The sequence below is a fragment of the Pseudomonas sp. NBRC 100443 genome, from assembly GCF_030268185.1.
Taxonomy (GTDB): Bacteria; Pseudomonadota; Gammaproteobacteria; order Pseudomonadales; family Pseudomonadaceae; genus Pseudomonas; species Pseudomonas citronellolis.
The window spans coordinates 28,832-54,794 of record NZ_BSQE01000035.1 but is presented as its reverse complement, the minus strand read 5'-3'; the positions used below and the strand labels follow the sequence as shown (position 1 = coordinate 54,794).

The 25,963-nt window shown below is 68.4% G+C and carries 23 protein-coding genes; 10 read left to right on the top strand and 13 right to left on the bottom strand.

The features are described 5' to 3' along the window. Positions 1 to 57: 57 nt before the first annotated feature. The 10 genes from QSJ95_RS30715 to QSJ95_RS30670 all read left to right on the top strand — a co-directional run bounded on the left by QSJ95_RS30715 (position 58) and on the right by QSJ95_RS30670 (position 11,777). Complete coding sequence (locus QSJ95_RS30715) at positions 58 to 672, top strand: LPS-assembly lipoprotein LptE (RefSeq protein WP_043273491.1); 615 nt, start codon at positions 58 to 60, stop codon at positions 670 to 672. Positions 673 to 711: 39 nt separating this feature from the next. Continuing rightward, positions 712 to 1,749, top strand: a complete 1,038-nt coding sequence (gene holA / locus QSJ95_RS30710) for a DNA polymerase III subunit delta (protein ID WP_009617330.1) — start codon at positions 712 to 714, stop codon at positions 1,747 to 1,749. A gap of 347 nt (positions 1,750 to 2,096) precedes the next feature. Continuing rightward, a complete protein-coding gene (gene capB, locus QSJ95_RS30705; RefSeq protein ID WP_285647433.1) occupies positions 2,097 to 3,833 on the top strand; it encodes a caprolactamase subunit beta in 1,737 nt (578 codons plus the stop codon). 10 nt (positions 3,834 to 3,843) lie between these two features. Then, on the top strand, positions 3,844 to 5,925 hold the full coding sequence (capA, locus tag QSJ95_RS30700) for a caprolactamase subunit alpha (RefSeq protein ID WP_285647432.1): 2,082 nt from the start codon (positions 3,844 to 3,846) through the stop codon (positions 5,923 to 5,925). A gap of 105 nt (positions 5,926 to 6,030) precedes the next feature. Beyond that, positions 6,031 to 6,987 carry an AraC-like ligand-binding domain-containing protein gene (locus QSJ95_RS30695; RefSeq protein WP_261746987.1) on the top strand — a complete coding sequence of 319 codons (957 nt, stop codon included), beginning with the start codon at positions 6,031 to 6,033 and terminating at the stop codon, positions 6,985 to 6,987. An 82-nt stretch (positions 6,988 to 7,069) separates the two neighbouring features. Next, positions 7,070 to 7,222: an alternative ribosome rescue factor ArfA gene (gene arfA / locus QSJ95_RS30690; RefSeq protein WP_043313745.1), complete on the top strand. Its 153-nt coding sequence runs from the start codon at positions 7,070 to 7,072 to the stop codon at positions 7,220 to 7,222. Between the two features lie 181 nt (positions 7,223 to 7,403). After that, positions 7,404 to 8,738 carry a purine-cytosine permease family protein gene (locus QSJ95_RS30685; protein WP_285647428.1) on the top strand — a complete coding sequence of 445 codons (1,335 nt, stop codon included), beginning with the start codon at positions 7,404 to 7,406 and terminating at the stop codon, positions 8,736 to 8,738. 62 nt (positions 8,739 to 8,800) lie between these two features. Further along, positions 8,801 to 9,970: a putative porin gene (locus QSJ95_RS30680; protein ID WP_285647427.1), complete on the top strand. Its 1,170-nt coding sequence runs from the start codon at positions 8,801 to 8,803 to the stop codon at positions 9,968 to 9,970. A gap of 134 nt (positions 9,971 to 10,104) precedes the next feature. After that, a complete protein-coding gene (locus tag QSJ95_RS30675) occupies positions 10,105 to 10,395 on the top strand; it encodes a hypothetical protein (protein ID WP_009617320.1) in 291 nt (96 codons plus the stop codon). A 77-nt stretch (positions 10,396 to 10,472) separates the two neighbouring features. Further along, entirely contained in the window at positions 10,473 to 11,777 is a 1,305-nt protein-coding gene (locus QSJ95_RS30670) for a lytic murein transglycosylase (RefSeq protein ID WP_371263889.1), read from the top strand. A 43-nt stretch (positions 11,778 to 11,820) separates the two neighbouring features. Here the strand turns inward: QSJ95_RS30670 and QSJ95_RS30665 are convergent, their stop codons facing one another. From QSJ95_RS30665 to rodA, 13 genes are all read right to left on the bottom strand, one after another. After that, positions 11,821 to 12,846 (bottom strand): fimbrial protein, encoded by a 1,026-nt coding sequence (locus QSJ95_RS30665; protein WP_285647445.1) that lies wholly within the window; start codon positions 12,844 to 12,846, stop codon positions 11,821 to 11,823. 243 nt (positions 12,847 to 13,089) lie between these two features. Then, complete coding sequence (locus QSJ95_RS30660; RefSeq protein ID WP_058071577.1) at positions 13,090 to 14,076, bottom strand: fimbrial protein; 987 nt, start codon at positions 14,074 to 14,076, stop codon at positions 13,090 to 13,092. Between the two features lie 8 nt (positions 14,077 to 14,084). After that, a complete protein-coding gene (locus tag QSJ95_RS30655; protein ID WP_009617310.1) occupies positions 14,085 to 15,083 on the bottom strand; it encodes a fimbrial protein in 999 nt (332 codons plus the stop codon). A gap of 33 nt (positions 15,084 to 15,116) precedes the next feature. Further along, a complete protein-coding gene (locus QSJ95_RS30650; protein WP_081884753.1) occupies positions 15,117 to 17,666 on the bottom strand; it encodes a fimbria/pilus outer membrane usher protein in 2,550 nt (849 codons plus the stop codon). 5 nt (positions 17,667 to 17,671) lie between these two features. Beyond that, positions 17,672 to 18,403 (bottom strand): fimbrial biogenesis chaperone, encoded by a 732-nt coding sequence (locus tag QSJ95_RS30645; protein ID WP_064987593.1) that lies wholly within the window; start codon positions 18,401 to 18,403, stop codon positions 17,672 to 17,674. A gap of 49 nt (positions 18,404 to 18,452) precedes the next feature. Next, positions 18,453 to 18,995 carry a fimbrial protein gene (locus QSJ95_RS30640; RefSeq protein ID WP_009617304.1) on the bottom strand — a complete coding sequence of 181 codons (543 nt, stop codon included), beginning with the start codon at positions 18,993 to 18,995 and terminating at the stop codon, positions 18,453 to 18,455. A 395-nt stretch (positions 18,996 to 19,390) separates the two neighbouring features. Continuing rightward, on the bottom strand, positions 19,391 to 20,374 hold the full coding sequence (lipA, locus tag QSJ95_RS30635) for a lipoyl synthase (RefSeq protein WP_285647419.1): 984 nt from the start codon (positions 20,372 to 20,374) through the stop codon (positions 19,391 to 19,393). Further along, positions 20,371 to 21,033 carry a lipoyl(octanoyl) transferase LipB gene (lipB, locus tag QSJ95_RS30630; protein WP_009617300.1) on the bottom strand — a complete coding sequence of 221 codons (663 nt, stop codon included), beginning with the start codon at positions 21,031 to 21,033 and terminating at the stop codon, positions 20,371 to 20,373. Before lipB ends, lipA begins: the two co-directional genes overlap by 4 nt. After that, complete coding sequence (locus QSJ95_RS30625) at positions 21,033 to 21,323, bottom strand: DUF493 domain-containing protein (RefSeq protein WP_009617299.1); 291 nt, start codon at positions 21,321 to 21,323, stop codon at positions 21,033 to 21,035. The genes lipB and QSJ95_RS30625 overlap by 1 nt, the downstream gene beginning before the upstream one ends. Before the next feature lie 196 nt (positions 21,324 to 21,519). After that, entirely contained in the window at positions 21,520 to 22,680 is a 1,161-nt protein-coding gene (locus QSJ95_RS30620; RefSeq protein ID WP_009617298.1) for a D-alanyl-D-alanine carboxypeptidase family protein, read from the bottom strand. Positions 22,681 to 22,769: 89 nt separating this feature from the next. Then, on the bottom strand, positions 22,770 to 23,801 hold the full coding sequence (locus QSJ95_RS30615) for a septal ring lytic transglycosylase RlpA family protein (protein ID WP_009617297.1): 1,032 nt from the start codon (positions 23,799 to 23,801) through the stop codon (positions 22,770 to 22,772). Continuing rightward, positions 23,798 to 24,820 carry a lytic murein transglycosylase B gene (gene mltB, locus QSJ95_RS30610; RefSeq protein ID WP_099049029.1) on the bottom strand — a complete coding sequence of 341 codons (1,023 nt, stop codon included), beginning with the start codon at positions 24,818 to 24,820 and terminating at the stop codon, positions 23,798 to 23,800. Before mltB ends, QSJ95_RS30615 begins: the two co-directional genes overlap by 4 nt. Positions 24,821 to 24,841: 21 nt before the next feature. Further along, entirely contained in the window at positions 24,842 to 25,945 is a 1,104-nt protein-coding gene (rodA, locus tag QSJ95_RS30605) for a rod shape-determining protein RodA (protein ID WP_099049098.1), read from the bottom strand. Positions 25,946 to 25,963 lie beyond the last annotated feature (18 nt).

Here is a 25,963-nt window from a genome sequence, read left to right as displayed (position 1 = left end):
ATTCGCCCGCGGCGCTTGCCGCGGGCAACCCGGATCAACAGGAGAGAGGGAAGCTTGATGAAACGTATCCTGACCGGCATCGCGCTGATCGGCCTGACCACCGTGCTGGCCGCCTGCGGTTTCCACCTGCGCGGCCTGGGCGATACGAACTTCGCGCTCAAGGAAGTCGACCTGAGCGCGCGCAACGCCTATGGCGACACCGTCAAGGACCTGCAGCGCCTGCTGGAGAACAGCGGCGTGAAAGTGACCAAGAGCGCGCCCTACCACCTGTTCCTCGCCAGCGAGGCCGAGACCCAGCGCACCGCCAGCTACAGCAGCTCGGCGCGCAGTGCCGAGTACGAGCTGACTACCACGGTCGACTACGAAGTGCGCGGCGCCGACAACCTGCTGCTGATGACCGACAAGGTCGAGGTGCAGAAGGTCTACCTGCACGACGAGAACAACCTGATCGGCTCCGACCAGGAAGCCGCCCAGCTGCGCAAGGAAATGCGCCGCGACCTGGTGCAGCAACTCGCCCTGCGCCTGCAGATGCTCACCCCGGCCCGCCTGGAATACCTGCAGCAGCAGGCCGAAGCCAAGGCCAAGGCCGAAGCCGACGCGCTCAAGGCCGCGGACGAAGCGGCCAGGCAGCAGCCGCAGCAGTCGCCGATCGAACTGCCCAAGGCGCAGTAAGAGGACCAGGGGGCCGGCCATGCCGGCCCCAGTACTTTCATGAAGCTCAATCCCGCCCAACTCGCCAAGCACCTGCAGGGCAGCCTGGCCCCCGTCTACGTGGTCAGCGGCGACGAACCGCTGCTCTGCCAGGAAGCCTGCGACGCCATCCGCGCCGCCTGCCGCCAGCGTGATTTCAGCGAACGCCAGGTGTTCAACGCCGAGGCCAACTTCGACTGGGGCCTGCTGCTGGAAGCCGGCGCCAGCCTCTCGCTGTTCGCCGAGAAGCGCCTGCTGGAGCTGCGCCTGCCCTCCGGCAAGCCCGGCGACAAGGGCGCCGCCGCCCTCCAGGAATACCTGCAGCGCCCGCCGGAAGACACGGTGCTGCTGGTCACCCTGCCCAAGCTCGACGGCGCCACCCAGAAGACCAAGTGGGCCAAGGCGCTGATCGACGGCGAGGCCGCGCAGTTCATCCAGATCTGGCCGGTGGACGTGCACCAGTTGCCGCAGTGGATCCGCCAGCGCCTGTCCCAGGCCGGCCTCGCCGCCAGCCAGGACGCGGTGGACCTGATCGCCGCAAGGGTGGAAGGCAACCTGCTGGCCGCCGCGCAGGAGATCGAGAAACTCAAGCTACTGGCCGACGGCAACCAGCTCGACGCCGCCACCGTGCAGGCGGCGGTGGCCGACAGCGCGCGCTTCGACGTGTTCGGCCTGATCGACGCGGCCCTGGCCGGCGAAGCCGCGCACAGCCTGCGCATGCTCGAAGGCCTGCGCGGCGAGGGCGTGGAGCCGCCGGTGATTCTCTGGGCCCTGGCCCGGGAAATCCGCCAGCTGGCCGGCATCGCCCAGCAGTTCGGCCAGGGCGTGCCCCTGGACAAGGCCTTCGCCCAGTGCCGCCCGCCGGTGTGGGACAAACGCCGCCCCCTGCTCACCCGCGCCTTGCAGCGCCACAGCGGCAACCGCTGGAACCAGCTGCTGCAGGACGCCCAGCTGATCGACGCGCAGATCAAGGGCCAGGCCCAGGGCGACGCCTGGAACGGCCTGGCGCGCCTGGCGCTGCTGCTGGCCGGCCAGCGCCTGCCGTTGCCGCCGGGTTGATTTCCCGGCCTGGCGCAATCGCGAATACGTCCTCCGGCAAACACGACACCCGTAGGATGGGTTGAGCGAAGCGATACCCATCACCACCACCGCATGGGTTTCGCAAGCTCAACCCATCCTACGAAAAGCGCCTCGGTGCAGTGGGCAAGACAGTCGCACGGCATCTCGTAGGAGCGCGCCCTGCGCGCGAATCGCGCGCAGGGCCCGCTCCTACAGGTTGATGCCGGACAGCCCCCGTTCGGCACCTGTGCGCTGTACGACAAGAACCACTGCGCTGCCGCGCAATACGCCCGGCCGGCGCCTCCCTATCGTCGCCCCATCGACCCGCCGATAAGGAGAACAAAGCGATGCCGGCCGATCCGATTACCCTGGCCGTGGTGCGCGGCGCGCTGGAGATGACCCAGCGCGAGATGACCCTGACGCTGGAGAAAACCAGCCGTTCCAGCGTCTTCAACCTCGCCCACGACTATTCCAACGCGCTCTTCGACCACCACTCGGAAATGATCCTGCAGGGCCAGGACATCCCCATCCACCTGGGCTCGCTGATCCCGGCGATGAAAGCCGTGTCCGGCTACTTCGGCGACGACATCGCCGAAGGCGACGTGATCTACCACAACGACCCCACCTACGCCGGCAGCCACATCATCGACTGCTGCATGTACAAGCCGGTGTTCTACCAGGGCGAGCTGGTGTTCTGGACCGTGTGCAAGGGCCACCTCACCGACATCGGCGGCCCGGTGCCAGCCGGCTACAACCCCGACGCCAAGGAAATCTATGCCGAAGGCCTGCGCATCCCGCCGGTGAAGCTGTGGGAAAAGGGCCGCCGCCGCGAGGACGTGATCAACCTGCTGCTCACCAACATGCGCGCCCGGCGCAACCAGGAAGGCGACCTCAACGCCCAGTACGGCGCCTGCCGCGTCGGCGAGCGCAACCTGGTCGCCCTGCTCGACAAGTACGGCGTGGCCACGGTGCGCGAGTGCATCGCCGAGCTGAAGGACATGGCCGACCGGCAGATGCGCGAGCTGATCCGCTCGGTGCCCGACGGCAGCTACACCGGCCACGCGGTGCTGGAGGACTCCGGCCACGGCCTGGGCGAGCTGGCCATCAGCGCCACCGTCACCATCGAGGACGACAGCTGCCACATCGCCGTGCAGAGCCCGCCGCAGGTGCCCTACTTCATCAACTCCTACGCCGGCAACTCGATGTCGGGCATCTACCTCGGGCTGATGATGTTCGCCCAGGTGCCGCCGCCCTATAACGCCGGGCTGTACCGCTGCGTGACCGTGGACCTGGGGCCGAAAGGCACCCTGTGCAACGCCGAGGAACCGGCGCCCCACGTCAACTGCACCACCACGCCCATGGAAACCCTCACCGACGCCGTGCGCCAGGCCTTCGAACAGGCCGCGCCGGAACGCGTCACCGCCTCCTGGGGGCACACCAGCGGGGTGAACATCGCCGGCGTCGACCCGCGCACCGGCGAGGAATACGTGACCATGGTGCTGGCCTCGATCATCTCCGGCGCCGGCGCCACCTCGGAGCTGGACGGCTGGCACGCCTGCGGCCCGCTGTGCTGCTTCGGTGCGCTCTACTCCGGGGACATCGAGCTGCTGGAGTACAGCTACCCGATCCTCATCCACCGCTACGGCCTGATGGCCGACAGCGCCGGCGCCGGCCAGCTGCGCGGCGGCTCGGGCACCTGCCTGGAAGTGGAGCCGCTGGACCACGAGATGACCGTGATCTCCTTCGGCGAAGGCCGCCAGCGCGCCACCATGGGCGCCGCCGGCGCGGCCAACGGCCTGGACGCGCCCAAGCTGGGCGGCGTGGAGATCGTCCGCGGCGGCGAGCACGAGAAGCACACCCGCAACGTCATGACCGTGCTCAAGCCCGGCGAACGCCTGGTCAACCGCACCCCGGGTGGCGGCGGCTACGGCCCGGCCTTCCGCCGCCTGCCCGAGGCGGTCGCCCGCGACGTGCGCGACGGCCTGGTTTCGCCGCAGGGCGCCGAACTCGACTATGGCGTGGTGCTCAGCCCCGCCGGCGAAGTCGACCACGACGCCACCGCCCAACGCCGCCAAACCGCCTGAGGAAACCGACATGCACAGCCAATACCGCCTCGGTGTCGACGCCGGCGGCACCTTCACCGACTTCATCCTGGCCGAGCGCGAAGGCCGCGTTCACCTGTTCAAGGCCCTTTCCACCCCGCAGGACGGCACCCTGGCCATCGCCGACGGCCTGCGCCAGATCAGCCAGGCGCTGGGCCGCCCGGTGGAAGAGGTCGTCGCCAACTGCGATCTCTGCATCAACGGCACCACCGTGGCGCTCAACGCGCTGATCGAACTCAAGGGCGTGAAGGTCGGCCTGCTGGCCAGCGCCGGCCACGAGGACAGCATCGAAATCCGCCTGGGCCACAAGGAAGAAGGCTACCGCTACGACCCCGACTACCCGCCGGCGCCGCAGCTGGCCCCGCGCTTCCTGCGCCGCCCGGTGCGCGGGCGCATCCTCGCCGATGGCCGCGAGCACACGCCGCTGAACGAGGACGACGTGCGCGAGGCCGCGCGGCTGTTCGCCGAGCAGGGCGTGGAGGCGGTCGCCGTGTCCTTCCTCTGGTCGGTGCGCAACCCGGCCCACGAGCAGCGCGCCGCGGCCATCCTCCGCGAGATGCTGCCGGGGGTATTCGTCTGCACCGGCACCGAGGTGTTCCCGCAGATCCGCGAATACACCCGCACCTCCACCACCCTGGTCAACGCCTACCTGAGCCCGGTGATGGCGCGCTACGTGGCTAAGATCGACGACTACTTCCGCCAGCTCGGCGCGCAGCGCCCGGTGCGCTACTTCCAGTCCAACGGCGGCCTGGCCACCGGCGAGCACATGCGCGGCCGCGCGGTGAACGCGATCAACTCCGGCCCGGCCTCGGCGCCCCAGGCCGGGCTGTTCGTGGCCCAGCCGTTCGGCATCCGCAACGTCATCACCGTGGACATGGGCGGCACCTCCTTCGACATCACCCTGACCCGTGAAGGCAAGACCAACCTCAGCCGCGACGCCGACTTCCTGCGCCAGCGCATCGGCGTGCCGATGATCCAGGTCGAGACCCTCGGCGCCGGCGGCGGCTCCATCGCCCACATCAACCCCTACGGCATGCTCGAGGTGGGTCCGCAGAGCGCCGGCTCCAGCCCCGGTCCGGTGGCCTACGGCCAGGGCGGCGAGCAGCCGACGGTGACCGACGCCAACCTCGCCCTGGGCTACCTCAACCCCGAGGCGCGCCTGGGCGGGCGCATCAGCCTGGACCGCGAGGCGGCGCTGGCGGCGATCCGCGGGAAGATCGCCGAGCCCCTGGGCATGGACGTGGACAAGGCGGCCTGGGGCATCCACGCCATCGTCAACGCCAACATGGTCAACGGCATCCGCCGCGTGTCCATCGAGCGCGGCTACGACCCGCGCGACTTCGCCCTGATCGGCGCTGGCGGCGCGGCGGGCGTGCACATGACCGCGCTGGCCGAGGACATGGGCATCGACACCGTGCTGATCCCCAAGGTCGCCTCCGGCCTGTGCGCGCTCGGGCAGATCCTCTCCGACGTGAAGCACAACTACCTGGCCACCTACCCCATCCTCGCCCGCGAGGACGCCGACCTGGCCGGCCTGGAAGCGGCCTTCGCCGAACTGGAGCAGCAGGGCCGCGCCACCCTGCGCGGCGACGGCTTCCGCGACGAGGACATCGCCGTGGTGCGCAGCCTGGAGATGCGCTACGTCGGGCAGATCCACGAATGCACGGTGGAAATCGGCGACCTGCAGGTCAACGCCGACACCCTGCCGGCCATAGTCGAAGCCTTCCACCGCCGCCACGAGGCGCTCTACACCTACGCCGAGGCGGACAACCCGGTGGAGATCGTCAACCTGGAAAGCCAGGTGATCGGCCGCGTCTCGCGCCCGCCCTTCCCCAGCCTGGCGGCCAGCGACGGCCATGCCCGGCGGGCCCTGGCCGGCAGCCGGCCGATGCTTTTCGGCGAGGACGGCATCCGCACCGACACGCCGGTCTACCAGGGCGCCCTGCTGCTGGCCGGCGACCGCCTGCACGGCCCGGCGGTGATCGAGGAAGCCACCACCAACATCCTCATCCGCCCCGGCTGGGTCGTCGAGCTGCACGAGTCCGGCTGCTACCGCCTGACGCGCCAGCGCTGAGCCGGGAGCGCCGGGCCTCCCGCGGAGGTCCGGCGCCCCTGCGCCTGGCAAGGCACAAGAGCTGCATGGATATTCCACCCCGAATACGCTGCAACCGCCGCCGCCATGACCAAGCAAGCCTGCTTCGACACCACCGATATCGCCAGCGAGCGGCGCCAGGACTACTGGAAGCGCTGCGTCAGCGACACCTATTTCCCGCTGGAACTGGACTACATGGCGGGCGAGCGCTTCCAGGGCCGGCTGGAGCTGTTCAGCCTGGGCGACCTGAGCCTGTCCTACCTCGACTCCTCCCCCCTGCGCTACCGTCGCCAGAACCATCATCTCGGCCAGAGCGAGGACGAGTCGTTTCTGCTCTCCCTGCCCCTGCGCAGCTGTTTCGAATTTACCCAGCGCGGCCGCCGCACCGTCTGCCAGCCCGGCAGCTTCGTGCTGGAGCGCAGCGGCGAACCCTATGAATTCCTCTACGCCCAGAGCAACGCCCTGTGGGTGCTGAAGCTGCCCGAACGCACCCTGCGCCGCCACGTCGCCACGCCCGACCAGCGTTGCGCGCTGAATTTCGACGCCACCCGCGGCGCCGGCGCGCTGTTCGCCGACTACCTGGCCCTCAGCGCGCGCCGCCTGGGCGAGCTCGAACCCGGCGATGGGCAACGCCTGAGCCGCCAACTGCTCGAACTGCTGGGCATGGCCCTGGAGCGCCAGCACCCCGGCGAAAGCCAGTCCAGCGCCGTCGCCGCGGCCCACCTGCGCCGCGTCGAGCAGCACATCCACCGCCACCTCGACGACAGCGCCCTGAACCCCGCCGGCATCGCCCAGGCCTGCGGCATTTCGGTGCGCTACCTGCACCGGCTGTTCCAGGGCAGCGGCCGCAGCGTGCAGGAGTGGGTCCGCGAACTGCGCCTGCAGGCCTGCCACGATGCCCTGCTGGCCACGCCGCCACCGCCGTCCATCGGCGAGCTGGCCTACCGCTGGGGCTTCGCCGACCAGGCCCACTTCAACCGCGCCTTCAAGGCCCGCTACGGCATCGCGCCCGGCGAGCTGCGCAGAGCTCCGCGGATCAACTGACCCCCGGCCTGGACTTCCCCGATAAAAGCGCCGATGATGCCGATGCCCGCAATGGGCGGGCGTTCATCCCGAGGAGAAGAGCATGGCGAAGAAAGCCAAGCGGCCGAACAAGGCCAAGTCCCTGGTAGCCCAACCGCTGTTCCGCAGCCGCCAGGAAAAACCGCAGAAAGGCAAAGGCAGCTACCGCCGCGAAGCCTCCCACAACTGGGAGGCTTCGTTCTTTCTGGCAGCCTGAAAATCCCCGCGAAAGCCCCCTCCTGCAACCGCCCGCATCATCCCCCCTCTCTGCAACCTCCTCGCCCTGAACCCGCTTGCGCTGGCCGACAAAACTTCCTGCGCTGTCGGCAAATACCTGGCGAAGCCGTTCCCCTAATGTCGTGCGACCGCTCATTTCAACAACAACAAAGGGGACGGTCATGGCAGGAGCAATCTCGAATTCGGCTTCATCCACGGAACTCGCCGCGGGAGTGATTCCCGAGGCCCAGCGGCTCGGCCGCGGCTCGCTGACGATGGCCTGGTGGGGCATCTGCAGCGCGATGTTCTACCTGGTGGTCGCCGCGGCGCTGGCAATGGGCTACGGCACCCTCAACGCACTCATCGGCCTGTTGCTGTCGGTGCTCAGCTACGGGGCGATCAATGCGGTCATCAGCCGCTACGCCATCGCCAGCGGGCTGTCGGTGGCGCTGTTCTCCCAGGTGCTGTTCGGCAAGGCCGGCGCGGCCCTGGCCAGCCTGATCTTCTGCGCCACGGCGGTCTACTACAGCGTGTTCGAAGGCTCGGTGATGGCCGTGGCGCTGCAGCACAGCTTCCCCGTGCTGGGCACGCACGCCTCGGCGCTGGTGGTGGTTATCTACAGCGTGCTGATGATCTTCGGCAACGCCATGCGCCGGCTGGACAAGCTCAACGGCGTGCTGCTGCCGCTCTACCTCATCGGCCTGTTCGCCCTGGTCGGCATGAGCATCGCCGAATACGGCTACTCCACTGCCTGGCTGGAACTGGCACCACCCGGCGGCCCGGTGGCGCACGGCTGGTGGAACTGCTTCACCTACTTCATGGGCGTCTGGGTGCTGATGATGTACACCTGGGACTACGCCCGCTACGGCCGCCCAGAGGATAGCGACTACCACGCGCGGGTGAACTTCGGCATCCCGTTCTACATGGTCACCTTCCTGCTCAACGGCACGGTCGGCATCTTCCTCGCCGCGACCATCCCCAGCGACGGCGGCCTGAGCGAGGTCTCGGTGGTCCTGGCGATCCTCAAGCTGATGGGGCTGGGCGGCCTGCTGTTCGTCTGGATCACCCAGACGCGCATCAACACCGGCAACTTCTTCCTCGCCGCGACCAACATGCAGGCCTTCTTCGGACGCCTGGGCCTGCGCCGGGTGCCCTACGCGGCCTGGGCGCTGCTGACCGGGACGCTGGTCTACCTGCTGATGCTGCTGGACGTCTTCGGCTACATCCTCCAGGCGCTGTCCTACCAGAGCATCTTCATCGTCTCCTGGGTGGCGATCGCCCTCGCGGAAATACGCAGGACGCGCAGCCAGCCGGGCCGCCATCCCGCGCAACTGCCCGCCTTCAACGCCCGCGGCCTGCTGACCTGGTTCCTTTCCGCCGCAGTGGGCATCGCCCTGCTCGGCCACGCCGAGCTGTCCACCTTCTCCGCGCCGGCTTCCTTCTGCCTGGCCTTCCTCGGCTACCTCTGGGCGCCCTCCCTCACCCGCCGCCCTCTGGCCGAAAGCGACATCGGCTGACCCCGAGCGGCCCGGCGCCGCTCGCTCCCGACAACAAGAACCGACAAACACTGGAGCACTCCATGCTGCACCTGCATCTGCGGCTCATCGCCTGCCTTTTGCCGCTGGCCCTGCTGGCCAGCGGCGCCCACGCGGTAGCCATCACCGACGATCTCGACCTCGGCGGCGCCCTGCGCGGCCGCCTGGACTACGACCCGGACCGGGATATCTCCAAGTTCAGCTTCGACACCTTCTTCCTCACCGCCGACTACCACTCCGACACCTGGATAGCCGCGGCCAAGTACCGCTTCTACGGCGACGCCTATCCCTACGAATACACCGACCGGGTCGGCGACATCGCCTTCGCCGAGTACGCCTGGGTCGGCTACAAATTCTCCGCGCAGCGCCAGGTGCAGGTCGGCCAGACGCCCATCCCCTTCGGCCTACTGCCGTATTTCGGCAGCACCTTCTTCGAAACCCTGGGCAACGTGATCGGCCTGGAAGACACCCAGGACATCGGCGTGAAATACCTGCAGAACAGCGCCGGCTGGGACCTGCAGGCCGCCTACTACCCCATCCCGGCGGAACAGGGGCGCGGCACCAGCCGCGGCGGGCGCACCTACGGCACCAGCGTGGCGACGGCCGACGACTACGTGGTCGACGGCAGCAACAACCATGAGCGCAACATCCTGGTCGGCCGGCTGGCCCGCAAGTTCGAAGGCGGCGGCTGGAACTCGGAGATCGGCGCCTCCGTCCTGGGCTCGACCCTGGACAACCGGGACACCGACGACAACGGCAGCCGCTACGCCTTCGCCCTGCACTACAGCGGCAAGCGCGGCCCCTGGGGCATACAGGCGCAGGCCACGCGCCAGCAGATGAATGCGAAGAACCCGGGCAGCGACAGGCTGGTCAGCTTCGGCAGCTTCGACGGCACCTTCAACGTCGCGGCCAAGGGCAACCTCTACGTCGCCGACCTCAGCTACGACATCCCCGGCCGCTACGGCTGGCTCTCCGGCATCAAGGTCTACGGCAACTACAGCCTGTTCGACAAGGACGAAAGCGCCTTCAGCGACTCCCAGCGGCTGATCCTCGGCAGCTCCTTCAGCCTCGGCCCGCTGTGGATAGCCCTGGAATGGCTGCACGGCAGGAACGATCCATACATCGGCGGCAGCGACTACACCCAGAGCCTGGGCGCCGGCGGCACCGGCCACTGGGAAAACCAGCTGTACAGCAACATCGGCTACTACTTCTGAGGCCCGGCCCACGCGCCGGGGGAGCGTGGAGGCTTCCCCGCCGCGAAGGGATCCTGAACCCGAGGCCAAGATCGATGGAACTCCGGCCCCCCGTGCGGCCTCCATGGAATAGGCACGACACCCGGAGAAGCACGATGAACACCAGGACACTCGCCGCCGGCCTGGTGCTGGCCCTGCTGCCCATGGCCGGCTCGGCCTGGGCCTTCTGTTCCGACCAGCAGGCCCTGGCCAAGGGCCGCCAGGTCGCGGACAAGGTCGCCGCCATCACCCAGCGCGACCCGGAAACCGCCAAGCGCCTCAACGCCCAGCTCGCCGCCATGAAGAAGAGCCGTTCCAGCAAGGAGCGCCCGGACGACTGCGCGGCCTACGACCAGATGCTCAAGGAGCTGGACCAGAGCGCCGCCAAGGCCAAGCCCGCCCCCTGAACCTGCAACAACCTGTCATCGCGGCGCCCGGCCCGGCGGCAGACGCTCCGGCGTCCGCGTGCTAAGGTGGCCGCTGCCTGAAGAACCCGCCGAGGAGCGCAATGCGCACACCCGCTTCACCCTTCCGTCTGTTTCCCCTCTGCCTGACCCTTCTCAGTGCCTGCGTGCTCTCCGCCTGCGCCGACGCGCCGGCGGCGAATTCGCAGCCGTCCACGGCCAGCGTGCTGCTCGACGCCGATGGCCAGCCGCTGCCGTCCATCAGCTTCGAGACCTGGCGCGAGGGCTTCCGCCAGCAGGCCCTGGCCGCCGGCATCAGCGCGCAGACCTTCGACCAGGCCTTCGCCGGCCTGGAGCCCGACCCGGCGGTGGTCACCGCCGACCGCAGCCAGCCGGAGTTCACCCGGCCGGTGTGGGAATACCTGGCCGGCGCCGTGTCGCCGGCGCGCATCCGCAATGGCCAGGGCAAGCTGACGCAGAACGCCGCCGTGCTGCAGCGCATCGACAGCCGCTACGCGGTGGATGCCGAGGCCGTGGTGGCGATCTGGGGCATGGAAAGCAACTTCGGCAACAACATGGGCGAGCGCAACGTGATCCGCTCCCTGGCCACCCTGGCCTACGAAGGGCGCCGCCCGGAGTACGCCCACGGCCAGTTGCTGAGCGCCCTGCGGATCATCCAGCACGGCGACGTGCCGGCCAGCGCCATGGTCGGCTCCTGGGCCGGCGCCATGGGCCAGACGCAGTTCATCCCCACCACCTACGACCAGTACGCGGTGGACTTCGACGGCGACGGCCGCCGCGACATCTGGCGCTCCGCCGACGACGCCCTGGCCTCCACCGCCAACTACCTCCAGGCCTCCGGCTGGAAGCCCGGCCAGAGCTGGGGCTTCGAGGTGCGCCTGGCCCAGGGCTTCGACTACGCCCAGGCCGACATGAGCATCCGCAAGCCGATCGGCGAATGGCTGCGCCTGGGCGTGCAACCGGTGGGCGGGCGCCTGCCGGGCAACCCCCAGGCCACGGCCTCGCTGTTGCTGCCGGCCGGCTACCGCGGGCCGGCCTTCCTGGTGCTGGACAACTTCCGCGCCATCCTCAGGTACAACAACTCCACCGCCTATGCGCTGGCCGTCGGGCTGCTGTCGGACAGCTTCAAGGGCCTGGGCCGCATCGAGGCCGGCTGGCCGGTGGAAGACCGTCCGCTCAGCCGCAGCGAGCGCATCGCCCTGCAGCAGGGCCTGGCCGCTCGCGGCTACCAGCCGGGCAACCCGGACGGCATCATCGGCGCCAACACCCGCACGGCCATCCGCGCCTACCAGCAGAGCCAGGGCCTGCCGGCCGACGGCTACCCCACTCCGGCGCTGCTGGCGCGCCTGCAGCAAGGCGACTGAAAGGTCCAGTGCGGGCCGGCAACGCCGGCCCGCACCGACCGCCTCATTCGTAGAACAGCGTGAACATCGCCGAAGCCCGCACCGCACCGCCGCTGATGCGGTTGGAAGTCTTGTAGTACCTGGCCACCAGCGGGATCGACAGCGGCAGGTTGGAGCCCGAGACGTTCGCCTGGGTCAGGCGGGTGGACAGCGGCAGCACCGTGGAACTGGACGCGTCGCCCTGGAACAGTTGGATGCCGACGCCCGCCGCGTAGTCCGCGCCCTTCGCATTGTCGATGACGTTGGCGACGGTCGTGGCGTTCAGCGGATCGATCCTGTAACTGACCTTCATGCTGCCGCTGCACAGCAGGCCGATATTGAACGGGGCGGCCTTGCTGTCGTCGGTCATCACCCCGATGCCCGGCGGGAAGTCGGTGACCGTCACCTGGGGCATCCGCACGCGCACGTCGGTGCCCGAGGTGATCTGGCAGGCGGGCGCGCTGACGATGGTCTGCCCCGACAGGGTCAGCTGGGAGACCTCGATGGCGTTGTAGAACACTTGTGACAGGCCACCGATCCGTATCACGCCGGGGCTGACGTCGCCGGTCTTCACCAGATACACGATGAAGTGCGTGAAAGGATCGTAGGTGCCGGCCCGGTAGCTCCAGTTCAGCGCCGAGACTTCCGACCAGGTGCGGTTGTCGGTCAGCCCGAGCGGAAACGGATCGGGCACACAGGAAGACTGGCCCACGTTGCACCAGAACACCGCGATGCCGATACCGGGAACGTTCGTGGCATGGACCGCAGGATTGCCGGTGGGCTGGCCGATGTCGCTGCTCAGGCGGCCGCTGATACGCCCCGCCGAACAGCGGTTGAGCATGCCGGTGGCCCCCCATTTCCAACCCGAACGCCAGAGCACCGCGCCTACCGGTTTATCCCGCGGAACCGACAGCGTGGCAGGTAGAGGCCAATCGACTTTGCCGGGGCCAGCATACCCCGAGCCGCCGTTACTCCAGGAGCAGTCGGCCTGGGCCAGCACCGGCGACAGTAGCGCCAGGCCCGAGGCGATCGACAACCCCAGGGATTTCATGGGCAATGACAAGGATCCGACACGCAAGCATTTCCGTGACACTTCTCGTTCTCCATCCAGTGGCAGACGAACGGTGCCCGGAACCTCCGCACACGACTCCCCCGCTCCGTGGCAATGTGCCCCGGCTCGGCGGCAGGCGCCTGCCGGGTCGGACCATGATCGGGGTGCCGCCGCCCTGGCTCAACGGCCCGTCCGCGCAAATGCAAACGGGTTCCGCCGCCAGGGCTCAGGATGTCGAATGCGTCACTCGTAGATCATGCTGAAGGTCGCAGCGGTGTTGAGGGCGCCGGGCGTGACCCGCGCGCCGGTCTGGTAGTAGCGGGCGAACAGCGAGATACGCTGCGCGCCGCCCTGGGTCCAGCCCTCGAACACCGTCATCCGCAGCGGCAGCACCACGCTCTTGCCGCCAAGCTCGCGGAACAGCTGGATGCCGACGTTGCGCGCCAGGCCGTCGCCCTGCCGGTTGGCCAGGACGTCGGGGAAGTTGCTGGGGTACAGCGGATCGATGCGGTAGCTCAGGCGAATGTCCGGATCGCACTCCATGCGCAGGTCGAACGGCCGCCCCAGCCAGGGGTCGGGCAACACGCCGCCCTCCTGGAAGGCATCCACCGGGACCGTCGGCAGGCGTATGGTCTGGGTGCTGCTGGCGGGGTCGAGCCGGCAGCCCCGGGCGGTCACCTTCAAGCGCCCGTGGATGCTCAGCTCGCCGACGTCCAGGTTGTCGTAGCGCACCGTCGCGGTGCCGAGGAAGTCGTGCACGCCCGAGGCGATCGGCCCGGTCTTGACCAGCAGCACCAGCCAGTTGTTCTCCGGATCGTAGTCCCAGGGCCCGACCTCCCAGTCCAGACTGGTGACCGGCAGCGAGGGCTCGCAGCTGTTGCCCCGGTTGCACCAGTACACGGCGACGCCCACGCCCGGCACGTTGGTGGAATGCACGCCGCCGTTGTACCAGCCCGGCACCTCGAGCAGCGGGCCGATGTGCCCCGCCACCCGCCCGGACACCCTGCCCGAGGCGTTGCAGGCGATGCGCACGCCGGTGGCGTTTTGCCAGGCGCTGGAATACAGCATCCGGCCTGGCGCCAGGTCCTGGGGGAAATCCAGGTCCGCCGGCAGCTCGACCTTGTAGACGGACTTCATGTAGCCCTGCTTGAAACTGCATTTCGCCCAGGCCGCCGGTGCGGCGAGGCACAGCAGCAGGCACAGGGCACAACCCAGGGTTCTGTTGAACATGGGAGGCCTCACTCGTAGGTCAGGGTCAGCGTGGCCGAGGTGGTCACCAGCCCCGAGGTGACCTTCGGGGAAATCTGGTAGTACCTGGCCAGCAGCGGGATGCGCACCAGGCCGGCCGCGGTCGAGGGGGTGTGCAGCAGCTTGGTCATGATGGGCAGCGGCTGCGCGTCCTCGCCATCGCCGTGGAACAGCTGGATGCCGACGTTCCTGGCCATGTGCGGCCCCTCGCGGTTGGCCATGACGCCCACCGCCGCGGCCGACAGCGACAGCGGGTCGACCCGGTAGCTGAGGCGGATGCCGGCGTCGCACTGCAGGTTGATGTCGAAGCGCTTCTGCCAGGGCTCCGGCAATACCCCCGGGCCCTGGAAGGCATCCAGGGGCGCGGTGGGCATCTGCACCACCAGGTTGGGCGTGTCCAGCCGACAGGTCGGTGCGCTGGTGGTCAACGAGCCCTGGACGCTGAGCGTACCGATGTCCAGGTCGATGTAGCGTACCGTCGCCGTGCCAGCGAAGCTGTGGAGGCCAGCCTGGAGCGGCCCGGTCTTCACCAGCCGCACCCACCAGTTGTTCCTGGGCGAATAGGTCTCGGCAAACACCCGCCAGTCCAGCTTCTGTACCAGCGACACGCTCTCGTTCGGCACGGGAGGGCTTCCGCACTTGGAGTCGTAGTTGCACCAGAACACCTGGATGCCCACACCCGGAATGTCGGTATCCAGCACCTCGCCATTGCCGAACCCGGGAATGCCCGACAGTGGCGCACCGAAGCCGCCGCCCAGTTGGCCCTGGGCTTGGCCGCTGCTGTCGCAGCGGATGGTCACGCCGGTCGCGCGCCGCCAGCCGCTGTCGAACAGCGCGGTGCCGACCGGCACGTCCCGCGGAACGGCCAGGACGTTATCGATGTGCACGCCGAAGGCCGAGGTCATGTAGCCCTCGTCGAAGGCGCAGGAAGCCCAGGCCGAGGGCGCGGCGAACAGCAGCAGGCAGAGCGACAGGGTTGTTCTCAGCATGGGGAGTCTCCGTGGACGCCGGGCGCCCACCTGTCAGTTGGCGGATCGGCGGCAGAGCGCCTCGAGACGGAAGAACGGCTGGCCTTCGGCCTTCGCTTCCGGCAGTTGGTAGGCGGCCGCGCACTGGCGGTCGGGGCTGGTTCCCCAGCGCACCAGCAGTTCGCCCTGCGCCTGTTCGGCGCGCAGGAACACGCGGCTGCCCTGCCCCACCAGGGTCAGGCTGGTACCCTCGGCATCCAGCACCTCGGCGCCCACCGGCAGCTTGCCGCCGTCCTCGTCCCGCAGCGTCAGCAGCAGCGGCTGGCCGTTGCGCGTCGGGTACTTGAGCAGGGCCACCGAGCCGAAGCGCGGGGCCACCGTCTGCTCGGTCAGTTGCAGTTCGACGTCCTCGCCCAGGCCCTTGGGGTCCAGCCCCACGCGATTGCGCCGGTAGGGGGTGAGGCCGCTGGTGAAGGCGAAGCCGTTGCCGGCGACCTGCGCGCCGGTGCTGTTGACCAGGCCGGCGCCGCTGGCGCCGCGGGCCTCGACCAGGACCTTGGTCTCGCCCTGGTCGGGGCTGAAGTTGATGCCGCCGGCATGGGCCAGCAGGCTGCCGGACAGGCCCACGCCCAGTTGCCGGTAGCCGTCGCCATCGCTGACGCTGGCCGACAGCGAGGCGGCCGAGGCGCGATACTGGGCATTGGCGCCGCTGCTGGTGCTGCTGCCGCCGTCGTTGCGGCTGCGCGATGCGTAGACGCCGTAGCTGAAGGCGCTGCGCTCGCCGAGGGAGCCGGACAGGCCGAGCTGGGCATCGCTGGCGCCGTTGTCGGTGCGGCTGTAGGAACTGCTCAGGTAGGGCGAGCTGGGCGCGCGGCCCAGGGGCAGCGACAGGCTGAGCATGTACTGGTTCTGGCTCTGCCCGGACTGCGAGCGGGTGCGGCTGGCCGACAGGTTCAGGCTGCCCCAGCGCCAGCCGTTGCTGTAGCCGGCCTGGTAGCTGAGGTCGCTGCCGGCGTCGACGTTCCAGTAGTTCTGCGCCGAGCCGCTGAGGTAGAAGCTGCCCCAGCCGTCCGCCAGGGGCTGGCTGATGTTGGCCTGCAGGCGGTTGCGCTGGCGGAAGCGCCCGGTGCCGCCGGAGCCGTCGCTCAGTTCGGCGAACTCGCCCAGCCCCAGGTAGCCTTCGCTGGAAAAGCGGTAGGCGGCGACCGCGAAGTTGGTGCGCGTCGACTCCACCAGCTTGCTGTAGCTCAGCCGGTAGCTCTCCCCGCTGGCATCGCCGCCCAGGCCGTGGACCGGGTCCAGGCCGGAGGCGCTGGAGCGGGTGACGTCGAAGGCGAAGGCGCCCACCGGCGTGCTCAGCGCCACCCCGCCCTGCAGCGCCAGGTAGTTCTGCGCGACTATGCCGCCGGTGTAGCCGGTCCACAGGTTGGACAGGCCGCGCTGGTAGGTGCCCTGGAGGAACTTAGGCGCGTCGTCCAGGCGCTCGTCGCGGTACTCGCCGGCGCTGAGGCTGTAGCGCGACACGCCCGGACGCAGCAGCTGCGCCACGCTGGCGAAGGGCACGGTGAAGCGCCGTTCGCGGCCGTCGGCCTCGGTCACGGTGACTTCCAGGTCGCCGGCATAGCCGGTGCCGTAGAGCTCGTCAATGATGAAGGGGCCGGGCGCCACCGTGGTTTCGTAGAGGATGTTGCCGCCCTGGCGCACCGTGACCTTGGCGTTGGTCTCGGCGGTGCCGCGGATGGCCGGGGCGAAGCCACGCTGCGAGTCGGGCAGCATGCGCTCGTCCGAGGCCAGCTGGACGCCGGTGAAGGGCACGCTGTCGAACAGGTCGGCGGGGGTGTAGTACTCGCCCAGGGTCAGCTGCGACTTCAGCGCGGTGATGTCGCGCTGGGCGTAGCTGCTGATGGCGTCGTACTCGGAAACGCCGTCGGAGCGGCTGTAGCTGCCGTTGTGGCGCAGGCGCCAGTCGCCGAGGTTCACCCCGCTGTTGAGCCCGGCGTAGTACTGGCTGGAGCTGCTGCCGCCGACGTCGCTGCGGTAGGCGTTGGCGTTGTAGTCGACGAAGGCCGCGGTGATGCCACGGTCCCAGTCGCGCGGGTCGACGTGGTCGGCGCGGGTGCGGCGCAGGTAGGCCTGGGGAATGCTCAGTTCCAGGCGCATGTCGGCCAGGTCGGGCGCAACCCGGCTGTCCGGGATCAGGCGCTGGAGGTCGATGCACGCCGGGTCGGCGGCCTGCAGCGCCTCGCGGGCCTCTGCCGGCAGGCGGTCGATGGCCAGCCCCAGCAGCGGCAGTTGCTCGCGCGCCCAGCACACGCTGGCGTCCTCGCGCACCTCGACGCGCTGCCGCCCCTGCCAGTTGTCGTTGAGGTACAGGTCCAGCGTGTAGCTGCCGGGCTGCACCGGGCTGCCCTGCTCGAAGCGCGTCAGGTCGACCGTCTGGCCCGGCGCGTTGCGCAGGAAGTCGGTGTCGAAGCGCACCGGCTGGTCGTCCGCCCAGCCGACGAGGCTCGGCAGGCCGGCCAGGGCGGCGGCGAGCGAGCCCAGGGCGACGGTGGTCCCGCGCCGCCCGCTCCAGCGCCGGATGAAGCCTGTGCAGGAGCCCATGCCGGTCACGGCAGCTTGACCTTGTCGTCGGTGGCGACGCCGTAGTCGCTCATCCAGCTGTACTCCAGGGTGCCGCCGGCGGCCTTCAGGGTGGCGGGCAGGGCGAAGTCCTCGTGGGAGAACGGCTTGAGCATGCCCGGGCCGAGATCGTGGCCGCGCCCGCCCTGCTTCAGCCCCAGGCTGGCGTAGGAGACGTGGTAAGGCGTGGGATTTTCCCCGCGCAGTACGCGCTTGCCCGCCTGCTCCAGCACCTGCCAGCGCACCTTGCGCACCGCCTCCGCGGCGCTGCCGGGCAGCCCCGAGGGGCGGTAGAACAGCTTCAGCCGCGAACGCACGGCGATCTGCATGTAGCTGCGCTCGCTGGCGTCCGGCAGCGGCGGGATCTCCAGGGCGTTGAACCAGAACAGCGACTCGCGGTCGTCCGGCAGCGTCTCGCCGCTGAAGGCCACGCGCACCGACTGGCCCTTGGCGGGGTCGAGGCGGAAGATCGGCGGGGTGATGACGAAGGGCGCGTCGGCATCCTGGGGTTGCGTCTGGATGTCGCCTTCGTCGACCCAGATCTGCATCAGCGCCGGGACCTTGCCGTCGTTGCTCAGGCGGACGGTGATTTCCCGCTCGCCGGCGGGGTAGACCAGGCGGGTGCCCTGGACGGTGACGGCGGCCCAGGCGGAAGTGCTCAGGCACGCGGCAAAGGCGAGCCCTGCCGTCATTGCGACAGCACGAATCAGCATGCTCATGGAAACCTCGGTGGATGCCCCGGGAGTCGCCTCCCGGGGGAAGCGGGACTTACTGGTAGCTCATGGTGTACTGCAGGTTGGTCTTCAGTACGCCAGGGGTGGTGGTGGCACTGCTCGCGGCATACTTGGCGACGAACCCCAGGGAGGCCTTGCCGTCGGCACCGGACTCCACCTGGTAGCCGCCGGAGCTGGAGATGTCGCTCAGGTCGATCTTGGTGGTGCCGTCGGCGCGGAACAGGGCGACTTGCGCATTGGTGCCGCCGTTCGCGGGAGGGATGGTGTTGTTCAGGTTGCCGGTGGCGGGGTCGACGTTGCCGCCGGTGGCGAACACCGCGGCGACCATGGCATTGGCGTCGCAGCCGGTGGTGTTGAGGGTGAAGGTCTGCGAGCCGGCAACCGTCCCTGCGCCCTGCAGGAGGTCGGCGTTCACCGGCTGCAGGGTGACGAGCTGGCTGGCGCTGGAAGGCTCGAGGGTGCAGGTCTTGGCGTTGACCAGGCCCTCGAAGGTCAGGGTACCGTCGGCAGCCGTTGCCGCACCGGACAAGCCGGCCACGGAAAGACACGCCAGGGCGGCGATTAGCTTCTTGCTCATTTGTTCGAACTCCAGGTCGATACGGCGTCAGGCAGCGCTTGGCTGGCACTGACTCGTTGGTTGTCAGGGCGTCTTCAAAGGCCCGGACAAATGGTCGAACAAACTCGGAAATGAATTAAGGTAAGGGAACCCCCAAAAAACGTAGGAAACGCCCTATACGCCCAATCGAACTTTTCCCCTATACAGTCAGGGAAAGGCGCCTTCAGCCCCACTTATTTCCTGGCAATGTGCCACTATTCCCGTAAGCCATATCTGTGACCGGCCGCACAGAGGCCCGGGGCAAGCGCGGTTCGTGGGTATGGCGCGGAGGGGAAAGAGAGGTGTCGCAGGGAGGGGAAAATTCGCAGGATGAACGGCCGGCCCCTTGCGGGCCGGCCGGGGGTATCGGGCGCCGGTCAGCCGATCTTGCTGCCGTGGGCCTGCTGGTCGGCGTGGTACGAGGAACGCACCAGCGGGCCGGAAGCGACGTTCTTGAAGCCCATCTTCGCGCCTTCCTCGGCGAACCAGGCGAAGGTGTCCGGGTGGACGAAGCGCTGCACCGGCAGGTGGTTGCGCGAGGGCTGCAGGTACTGGCCGAGGGTCAGCATGTCGATGTCGTGCTCGCGCATGCGCTGCATGACCTCGATGACCTCGTCGTCGGTCTCGCCCAGGCCGAGCATCAGGCCGGACTTGGTCGGCACGTGGGGCACCAGTTGCTTGAACTTCTGCAGCAGGTCCAGCGACCACTCGAAGTCCGAACCCGGGCGCGAGGACTTGTACAGCCGCGGCACGGTTTCCAGGTTGTGGTTGAACACGTCCGGCGGCTCGGCGGCGGTGATTTCCAGGGCGATGTCCATGCGTCCGCGGTAGTCCGGGACCAGGGTTTCCAGCTGGATGCCGGGGGACAGCTTGCGGATTTCGCGCAGGCAGTCGGCGAAGTGCTGGGCGCCGCCGTCGCGCAGGTCGTCGCGGTCCACCGAGGTGATCACCACGTACTTCAGGCGCAGGTCGGCGATGGCGATGGCCAGGTTGGTCGGCTCGTCCACGTCCAGCGGCTTCGGCCGGCCGTGGCCGACGTCGCAGAACGGGCAGCGGCGGGTGCAGATGTCGCCCATGATCATGAAGGTCGCGGTGCCGCCGGAGAAGCACTCGCCCAGGTTCGGGCAGGAGGCCTCTTCGCACACGCTGTGCAGCTTGTGCTTGCGCAGCAGTTGCTTGATGCGGTCCACCTCGGGCGAGACCGGGATGCGCACGCGGATCCAGTCGGGTTTCTTCGGCAGTTCCTCGGTGGGGATGATCTTCACCGGAATGCGCGCCACCTTCTCGGCGCCGCGCAGTTTCACGCCGACTTCCACCTTGCCCGGCTTGCCTTGGCCCGGGGTCTCCACAACAGTGCTCATCTCAGTTCGATCCCGCCCGTTAGGGTCTTCTGTTCAGCGTAGCCAAGACGCTCGGTGAGTTCGCCGCGCAGGCGTTCGCGCACCTCGGCCAGGGTGATGGGGCCGGCCAGCTCGCGCAGCTGGGTCATGGCCATGCCTGCGTAGCCGCAGGGATTGATACGACGGAAAGGCTCCAGGTCCATGTCGACGTTCAGCGCCAGGCCATGGAAGGACCGGCCGTTGCGAATGCGCAGGCCGAGGGAGGCGATCTTCGCGCCGTCCACGTAGACGCCCGGGGCGTCGGGTTTGGACACGGCGCTGACGCCGAAGCCCTCGAGCAGGCCGATCAGGCTCTGTTCGATGCGCGTGACCAGCTCGCGCACGCCCAGGTGCGAGCGGCGCACGTCGAGCAGCAGGTAGGCCACCAGTTGGCCGGGGCCGTGGTAGGTCACCTGGCCGCCGCGGTCCACCTTGACCACCGGGATGTCGCCGGGCATCAGCACGTGTTCGGCCTTGCCGGCCTGGCCCTGGGTGAACACCCGCTCGTGCTCCAGCAGCCAGACTTCGTCGGGCGTGCCCTCGTCGCGCTCGGCGGTGAAGCGCTGCATGGCGTGCCAGGTCGGCTCGTAGGGCAGCACGCCGAGTTCGCGGAAGCCCAGGGAAGAACCGGCCTCGGGCATCACAGCACCATGTGCACGCGGCCGCTGGCGCGCAGGTCGCTGTGGATGTTCTGCAACTGGTCGACGCCGGTGGCGGTGATCAGCACCTGCACCGAGAGGAAGCGCCCGTTGCGGCTGTCGCGGCTCACCAGGGTGGTGACGTCCAGGTCCGGCGCGTGGCGCTGGATGATCTCCACGACCAGGTCGGCGAAGCCGTCGCCGGCGTCACCGATCACCTTGATCGGGTAGCGTTCGCAGGGGAACTCGATCTTGGGCGCGGGAGGAGTGCTGGTATCAGTGGTTTCAGTCATGGCTGTCGCGGGCGGGTAGCCCGCCTCCGCACGAAGCTCCCGGGTCGGGAGGTTCCGGATGGATCGGACCTGACGGCTGCCGACGCCACGGGGGAGGTCGATCAGGCGCAGGCGCGCATTTTACCTGAGTCGAACGCGCGCATGCGTAGAAATTCCCGGGCTTGTATACAAAAGTACGAGCCCGGGGGACCGTCGGTCAGTTGAACAGGCCGTAGAAGAACAGGCGGATGCTATCCCACAGGCGGCGGAAGATACCACCCTCCTCCACGGCGTTCAGGGCCACCAGGTCGGAGGTGCGCACGACCTTGTCGCCCAGCTTCACTTCCACCTTGCCGATCACCTGGCCCTGCTGGATCGGGGCCATCAGCTGCGGCTGCAGCACCATGTTGGCCTGCAGCTGCTTGAGCTGGCCGCGCGGCACGGTCATGGTCAGGTCTTCGGACAGGCCGGCCTTCACTTCATGCTCGGAGCCCTTCCAGACCATGGCCTTGGTCAGCTCGGCACCCTTCTTGTAGAAGGTCTGCGATTCGAAGAAGCGGAAGCCGTAGGTCAGCAGCTTCTGCGTCTCGGCGGCGCGGGCCTGCTCGCTGTTGGTGCCGAACACCACGGCGATCATGCGCTGGCCGTCACGCACGGCGGAGGCCACCAGGCAGTAGCCGGCTTCCTCGGTGTGGCCGGTCTTCAGGCCGTCGACGGTCTTGTCGCGCCACAGCAGCAGGTTGCGGTTGGGCTGCTTGATGTTGTTCCAGAGGAATTCCTTCTGGGCATAGATGGCGTAGTGGGTCGGCTCGCCGTAGATGATGGCGCGGGCCAGGGTCGCCATGTCGCGGGCCGAGGAGTAGTGCTCCGGGTTCGGCAGGCCGGTGGCGTCCATGAAGTGGGAATTGGTCATGCCCAGCTTCTGCGCGGTGTTGTTCATCATGTCGGCGAAGGCGTCCTCGCTGCCGGCGATGTGCTCGGCGAGGGCGACGGAGGCGTCGTTGCCCGACTGGATGATGATGCCGTGCAGCAGGTCGCTGACCGACACCTGCGAGCCCAGCTTGATGAACATGCGCGAGCCGCCGGTGCGCCAGGCGTGCTCGCTGACGGTCACCATGTCGCTCTCGGCGATGCGCCCGCCCTCGATTTCCTTGGTGGCGATGTAGGCGGTCATCAGCTTGGTTAGGCTGGCCGGGGGCAGGCGCTCGTCGGCGTTGTTCTCCACCAGGACCTGGCCGCTGGCGCCGTCCATCAGCACCCAGGCCTTGGCCGCCAGCTGCGGCGCGGCGGGGACAACGGATTCAGCCGCCCAGCCGGCCACGGGGGCGCTGAGCAACACGAGCATGGACAGGCGTTTGGCGATGGTGATGATATTCATCCGTCTCTCTGGGTTCACTAATGGTCAAACAATCCCTTGGGGGAATTCCCGGGCGGCCTCTGGCGTGCCGCTTGATCGGTGCGCCGCGTTCAGTCCGGGCGCACCAGCTTGGGTTGGCCGAGGTTGGCCAGGCGGATGCTGTCCTGCATCCGCGCCGCTTCATCCTGCGTTCCGATCGGCCCCAGGCGTACCCGGTGCAGGGTCTGCTTGTTGACCACGACCGAGCTGATAAAGACCTGGGCGGAAGTCATGCCGCTGATCTTGTCCCTGAGCAGTTCCGCAGCGTCCGGGTTGGCGAAGGCACCCACCTGGAGATACAGGCCAGCGGCTGGTAATGAAGCGTTTTTTTTTGAGTCGACCTGCACCGGCGCCACGGGCGCGGCGTGCTGCGCCGGCGGCGGGGTGTAGACCTCGATCGGCTGGGCCATGGCCACCGCCTGGGGCTGCGCGCCGGCCGCCGGGGCGCTCTGCACCGGCGCCATCTTCGGCTGCGCCAGGACCATCGGCACCGGCCGCCCCTGGGCGGCCCACCAGCGCTGCGGGTCGATGCCCTCGACCTTGACCCGCGCGGTGCCGGTCTCGGCGTAGCCGAGCTTCTTGGCCGCGGCGAAGGACAGGTCGATGACGCGGTCGGAATAGAACGGGCCGCGGTCGTTGACGCGGACGATGACGCTCTTGCCGTTGTCCAGGTTGGTCACCCGCACGTAGCTGGGCAGCGGCAGCGTCTTGTGCGCCGCGGTCATGCCGTAGAGGTCGTACATCTCGCCGTTGGCGGTGGCCTGGCCGTGGAACTTGGTGCCGTACCAGGACGCCGTGCCGGTCACGCTGTAGGCGCGCGCGTCGCTGAGCGGGTAGTAGGTCTTGCCCAGCACGGTGTAGGGATTGTTCTTGAACGGGCCGTTGTGCGGCATCGGCACGGCATCGGGGATGCGCGATACGTCGACGTCCCACCAGGGGGCGCCGTCGCGGTGCGGCCGGTTGTAGTCCATCGGCCCGGAAAGGCCGCCGCTTTTCGCCGGCTGCGGAGCCCGGGAGCTGGTGCAGCTGGCGAGCAGCACGGCGCTCAGGCCGAAGCACGCCGCCGCCGACCAGAAGCCCGGTCGCTTCAGTCGCTGGTTCACTGGACACCTCGCGCCCGGACGATCTCGCCGGCCAGCTGATGGACCGCCATGGCGTACATGGCGCTGCGGTTGTAGCGGGTGATCACGTAGAAGTTGGGCAGCCCGACCCAGTATTCGGGGCCGTCGGCGCCTTCGAAGCGGATGGCGGTGACCTTGAGGTCGTCGCGCAGCACGTCATGGGTGCGCCAGCCCGCGGCGCGCAGCTGGCCGAGGCTCATCTGCGGCTCCAGGCCCTGGGTGATGGCGTCCTGGGCGCTGTCCATGCTCAGCTCGGCCTGCGACACCACCGGCTCGCCGGCCTGCCAGCCATGCTGCTTGAAGTAGCTGGCGACGCTGCCGATGGCATCGGTCGGGTCGGTCCAGATGTTGATGTGGCCGTCGCCGTCGAAGTCCACGGCGTAGGCGCGGAAGCTGCTGGGCATGAACTGCGGCAGGCCCATGGCGCCGGCGTAGGAGCCGTTCAGGCCGAGCGGGTCGACCTGCTGCTCGCGGGCCAGCAGGAGGAACTGCTTGAGTTCCTTGCGGAAGAAGTCGGCGCGCGGCGGGTAGTCGAAGGCCAGGGTGGACAGCGCGTCCATCACCCGGTAGTTGCCGGTGTTGCGGCCGAAGAAGGTCTCGACGCCGATGATCGCCACTATGTACTGGGCCGGCACGCCGTAGTCCTTCTCCGCGCGGGCCAGGGCCTCGGCGTTCTGGTTCCAGAACTCCACGCCGCGCTTGATGCGCGCGTCGGTGAGGAAGATCGGCCGGTAGTCCTTCCACGGCTTGACGCGCTCGGCGGGCCGGGAAATGGCGTCGAGGATCGACTGCTTGCGTTCGACGTCCTGGAACAGCGAAAGCAGCTGCTCGTCGGCGAAGCCGTAGTCGCGGGTCATCTCGCCGACGAACTGGGCGACCTGGGGCGAGCCGTCGTAGTCGCCCGCCTGGGCGGCGCCGCCGAAGCCGATGGCCCCGGCCAGCCCCACCCAATGGACACCCCTGACGGCCCACTCGCGCAGTATCTGCATTCCTTTCTTCACTCTGGTCTCAACGTTTCTTCTTCAAACCTGGGCGATCCATTTCCGGTGCGTATGAATCGACATCAAAACCCCGAACCCTGACATCAGCGTCACCAGCGAAGTTCCGCCGTAGCTGATGAAGGGAAGCGGAACCCCCACGACCGGCAGCAACCCGCTGACCATACCAATGTTGACGAACACGTACACGAAGAAGGTCATGGTGATGCTGCCGGCCAGCAGCTTGCCATACAGCGTCTGGGCCTGCGCCGTGATCACCAGCCCGCGGTAGATCACCATCAGGTACAGGGCCAGGAGCAGGCATACCCCCACCAGGCCGAACTCTTCGCCGAGCACGGCAATGATAAAGTCCGTATGGCTTTCCGGCAAAAAATCCAGGTGCGACTGGGTGCCCAGCAGCCAGCCCTTGCCGAACACGCCGCCGGAACCGATGGCCGCTTTTGACTGGATGATGTTCCAGCCGGTGCCCAGCGGGTCGCTTTCCGGGTCGAGGAAGGTCAGCACGCGCTGCTTCTGGTAATCGTGCATGACGAAGAACCACATGGCCACCGCCACCGGCACCGCCGCGGTCACTGCGCCGAGGATCCAGCGCCACTGCAGGCCTCCGACGAACAGCACGAAGGCGCCGGAGGCCAGCACCAGCATGGCAGTGCCCAGGTCCGGCTGCTTGAGGATGAGCACGAAGGGCACGCCGATCAGCGCCAGGCTGATCGCCAGGTGCTTGAGGTTGGGCGGCAGGTTGCGCTTGGACATGTACCAGGCCAGCGTCATGGGCATGAACAGCTTCATGAACTCGGCGGGCTGGAAGCGAATCACCCCGGGGATGTTGATCCAGCGCGTGGCGCCCATGGCGTTGTGGCCCATGACGTCCACCACCACCAGCAGCAGCACCCCGATCAGGTAACCCAGCGGCACCCAGCGCGCCAGGAAGCGCGGCTCGATCTGGGCGATGACGAACATCATCACCAGGCCCAGGCCGAAGGACGAGGCCTGCTTGAGCAGCAGGTCCCAGCTCTTGCCGCTGGCCGAATAGAGGACGAACAGGCCGGCCGCGCCCAGCACCAGCAACAGCAGCAGCAGCAAGCCGTCGATGTGCAGCCGCTGCAGCAGGCTGGCGCGCCGCTTCATCACGTCCTCGTTGGACAG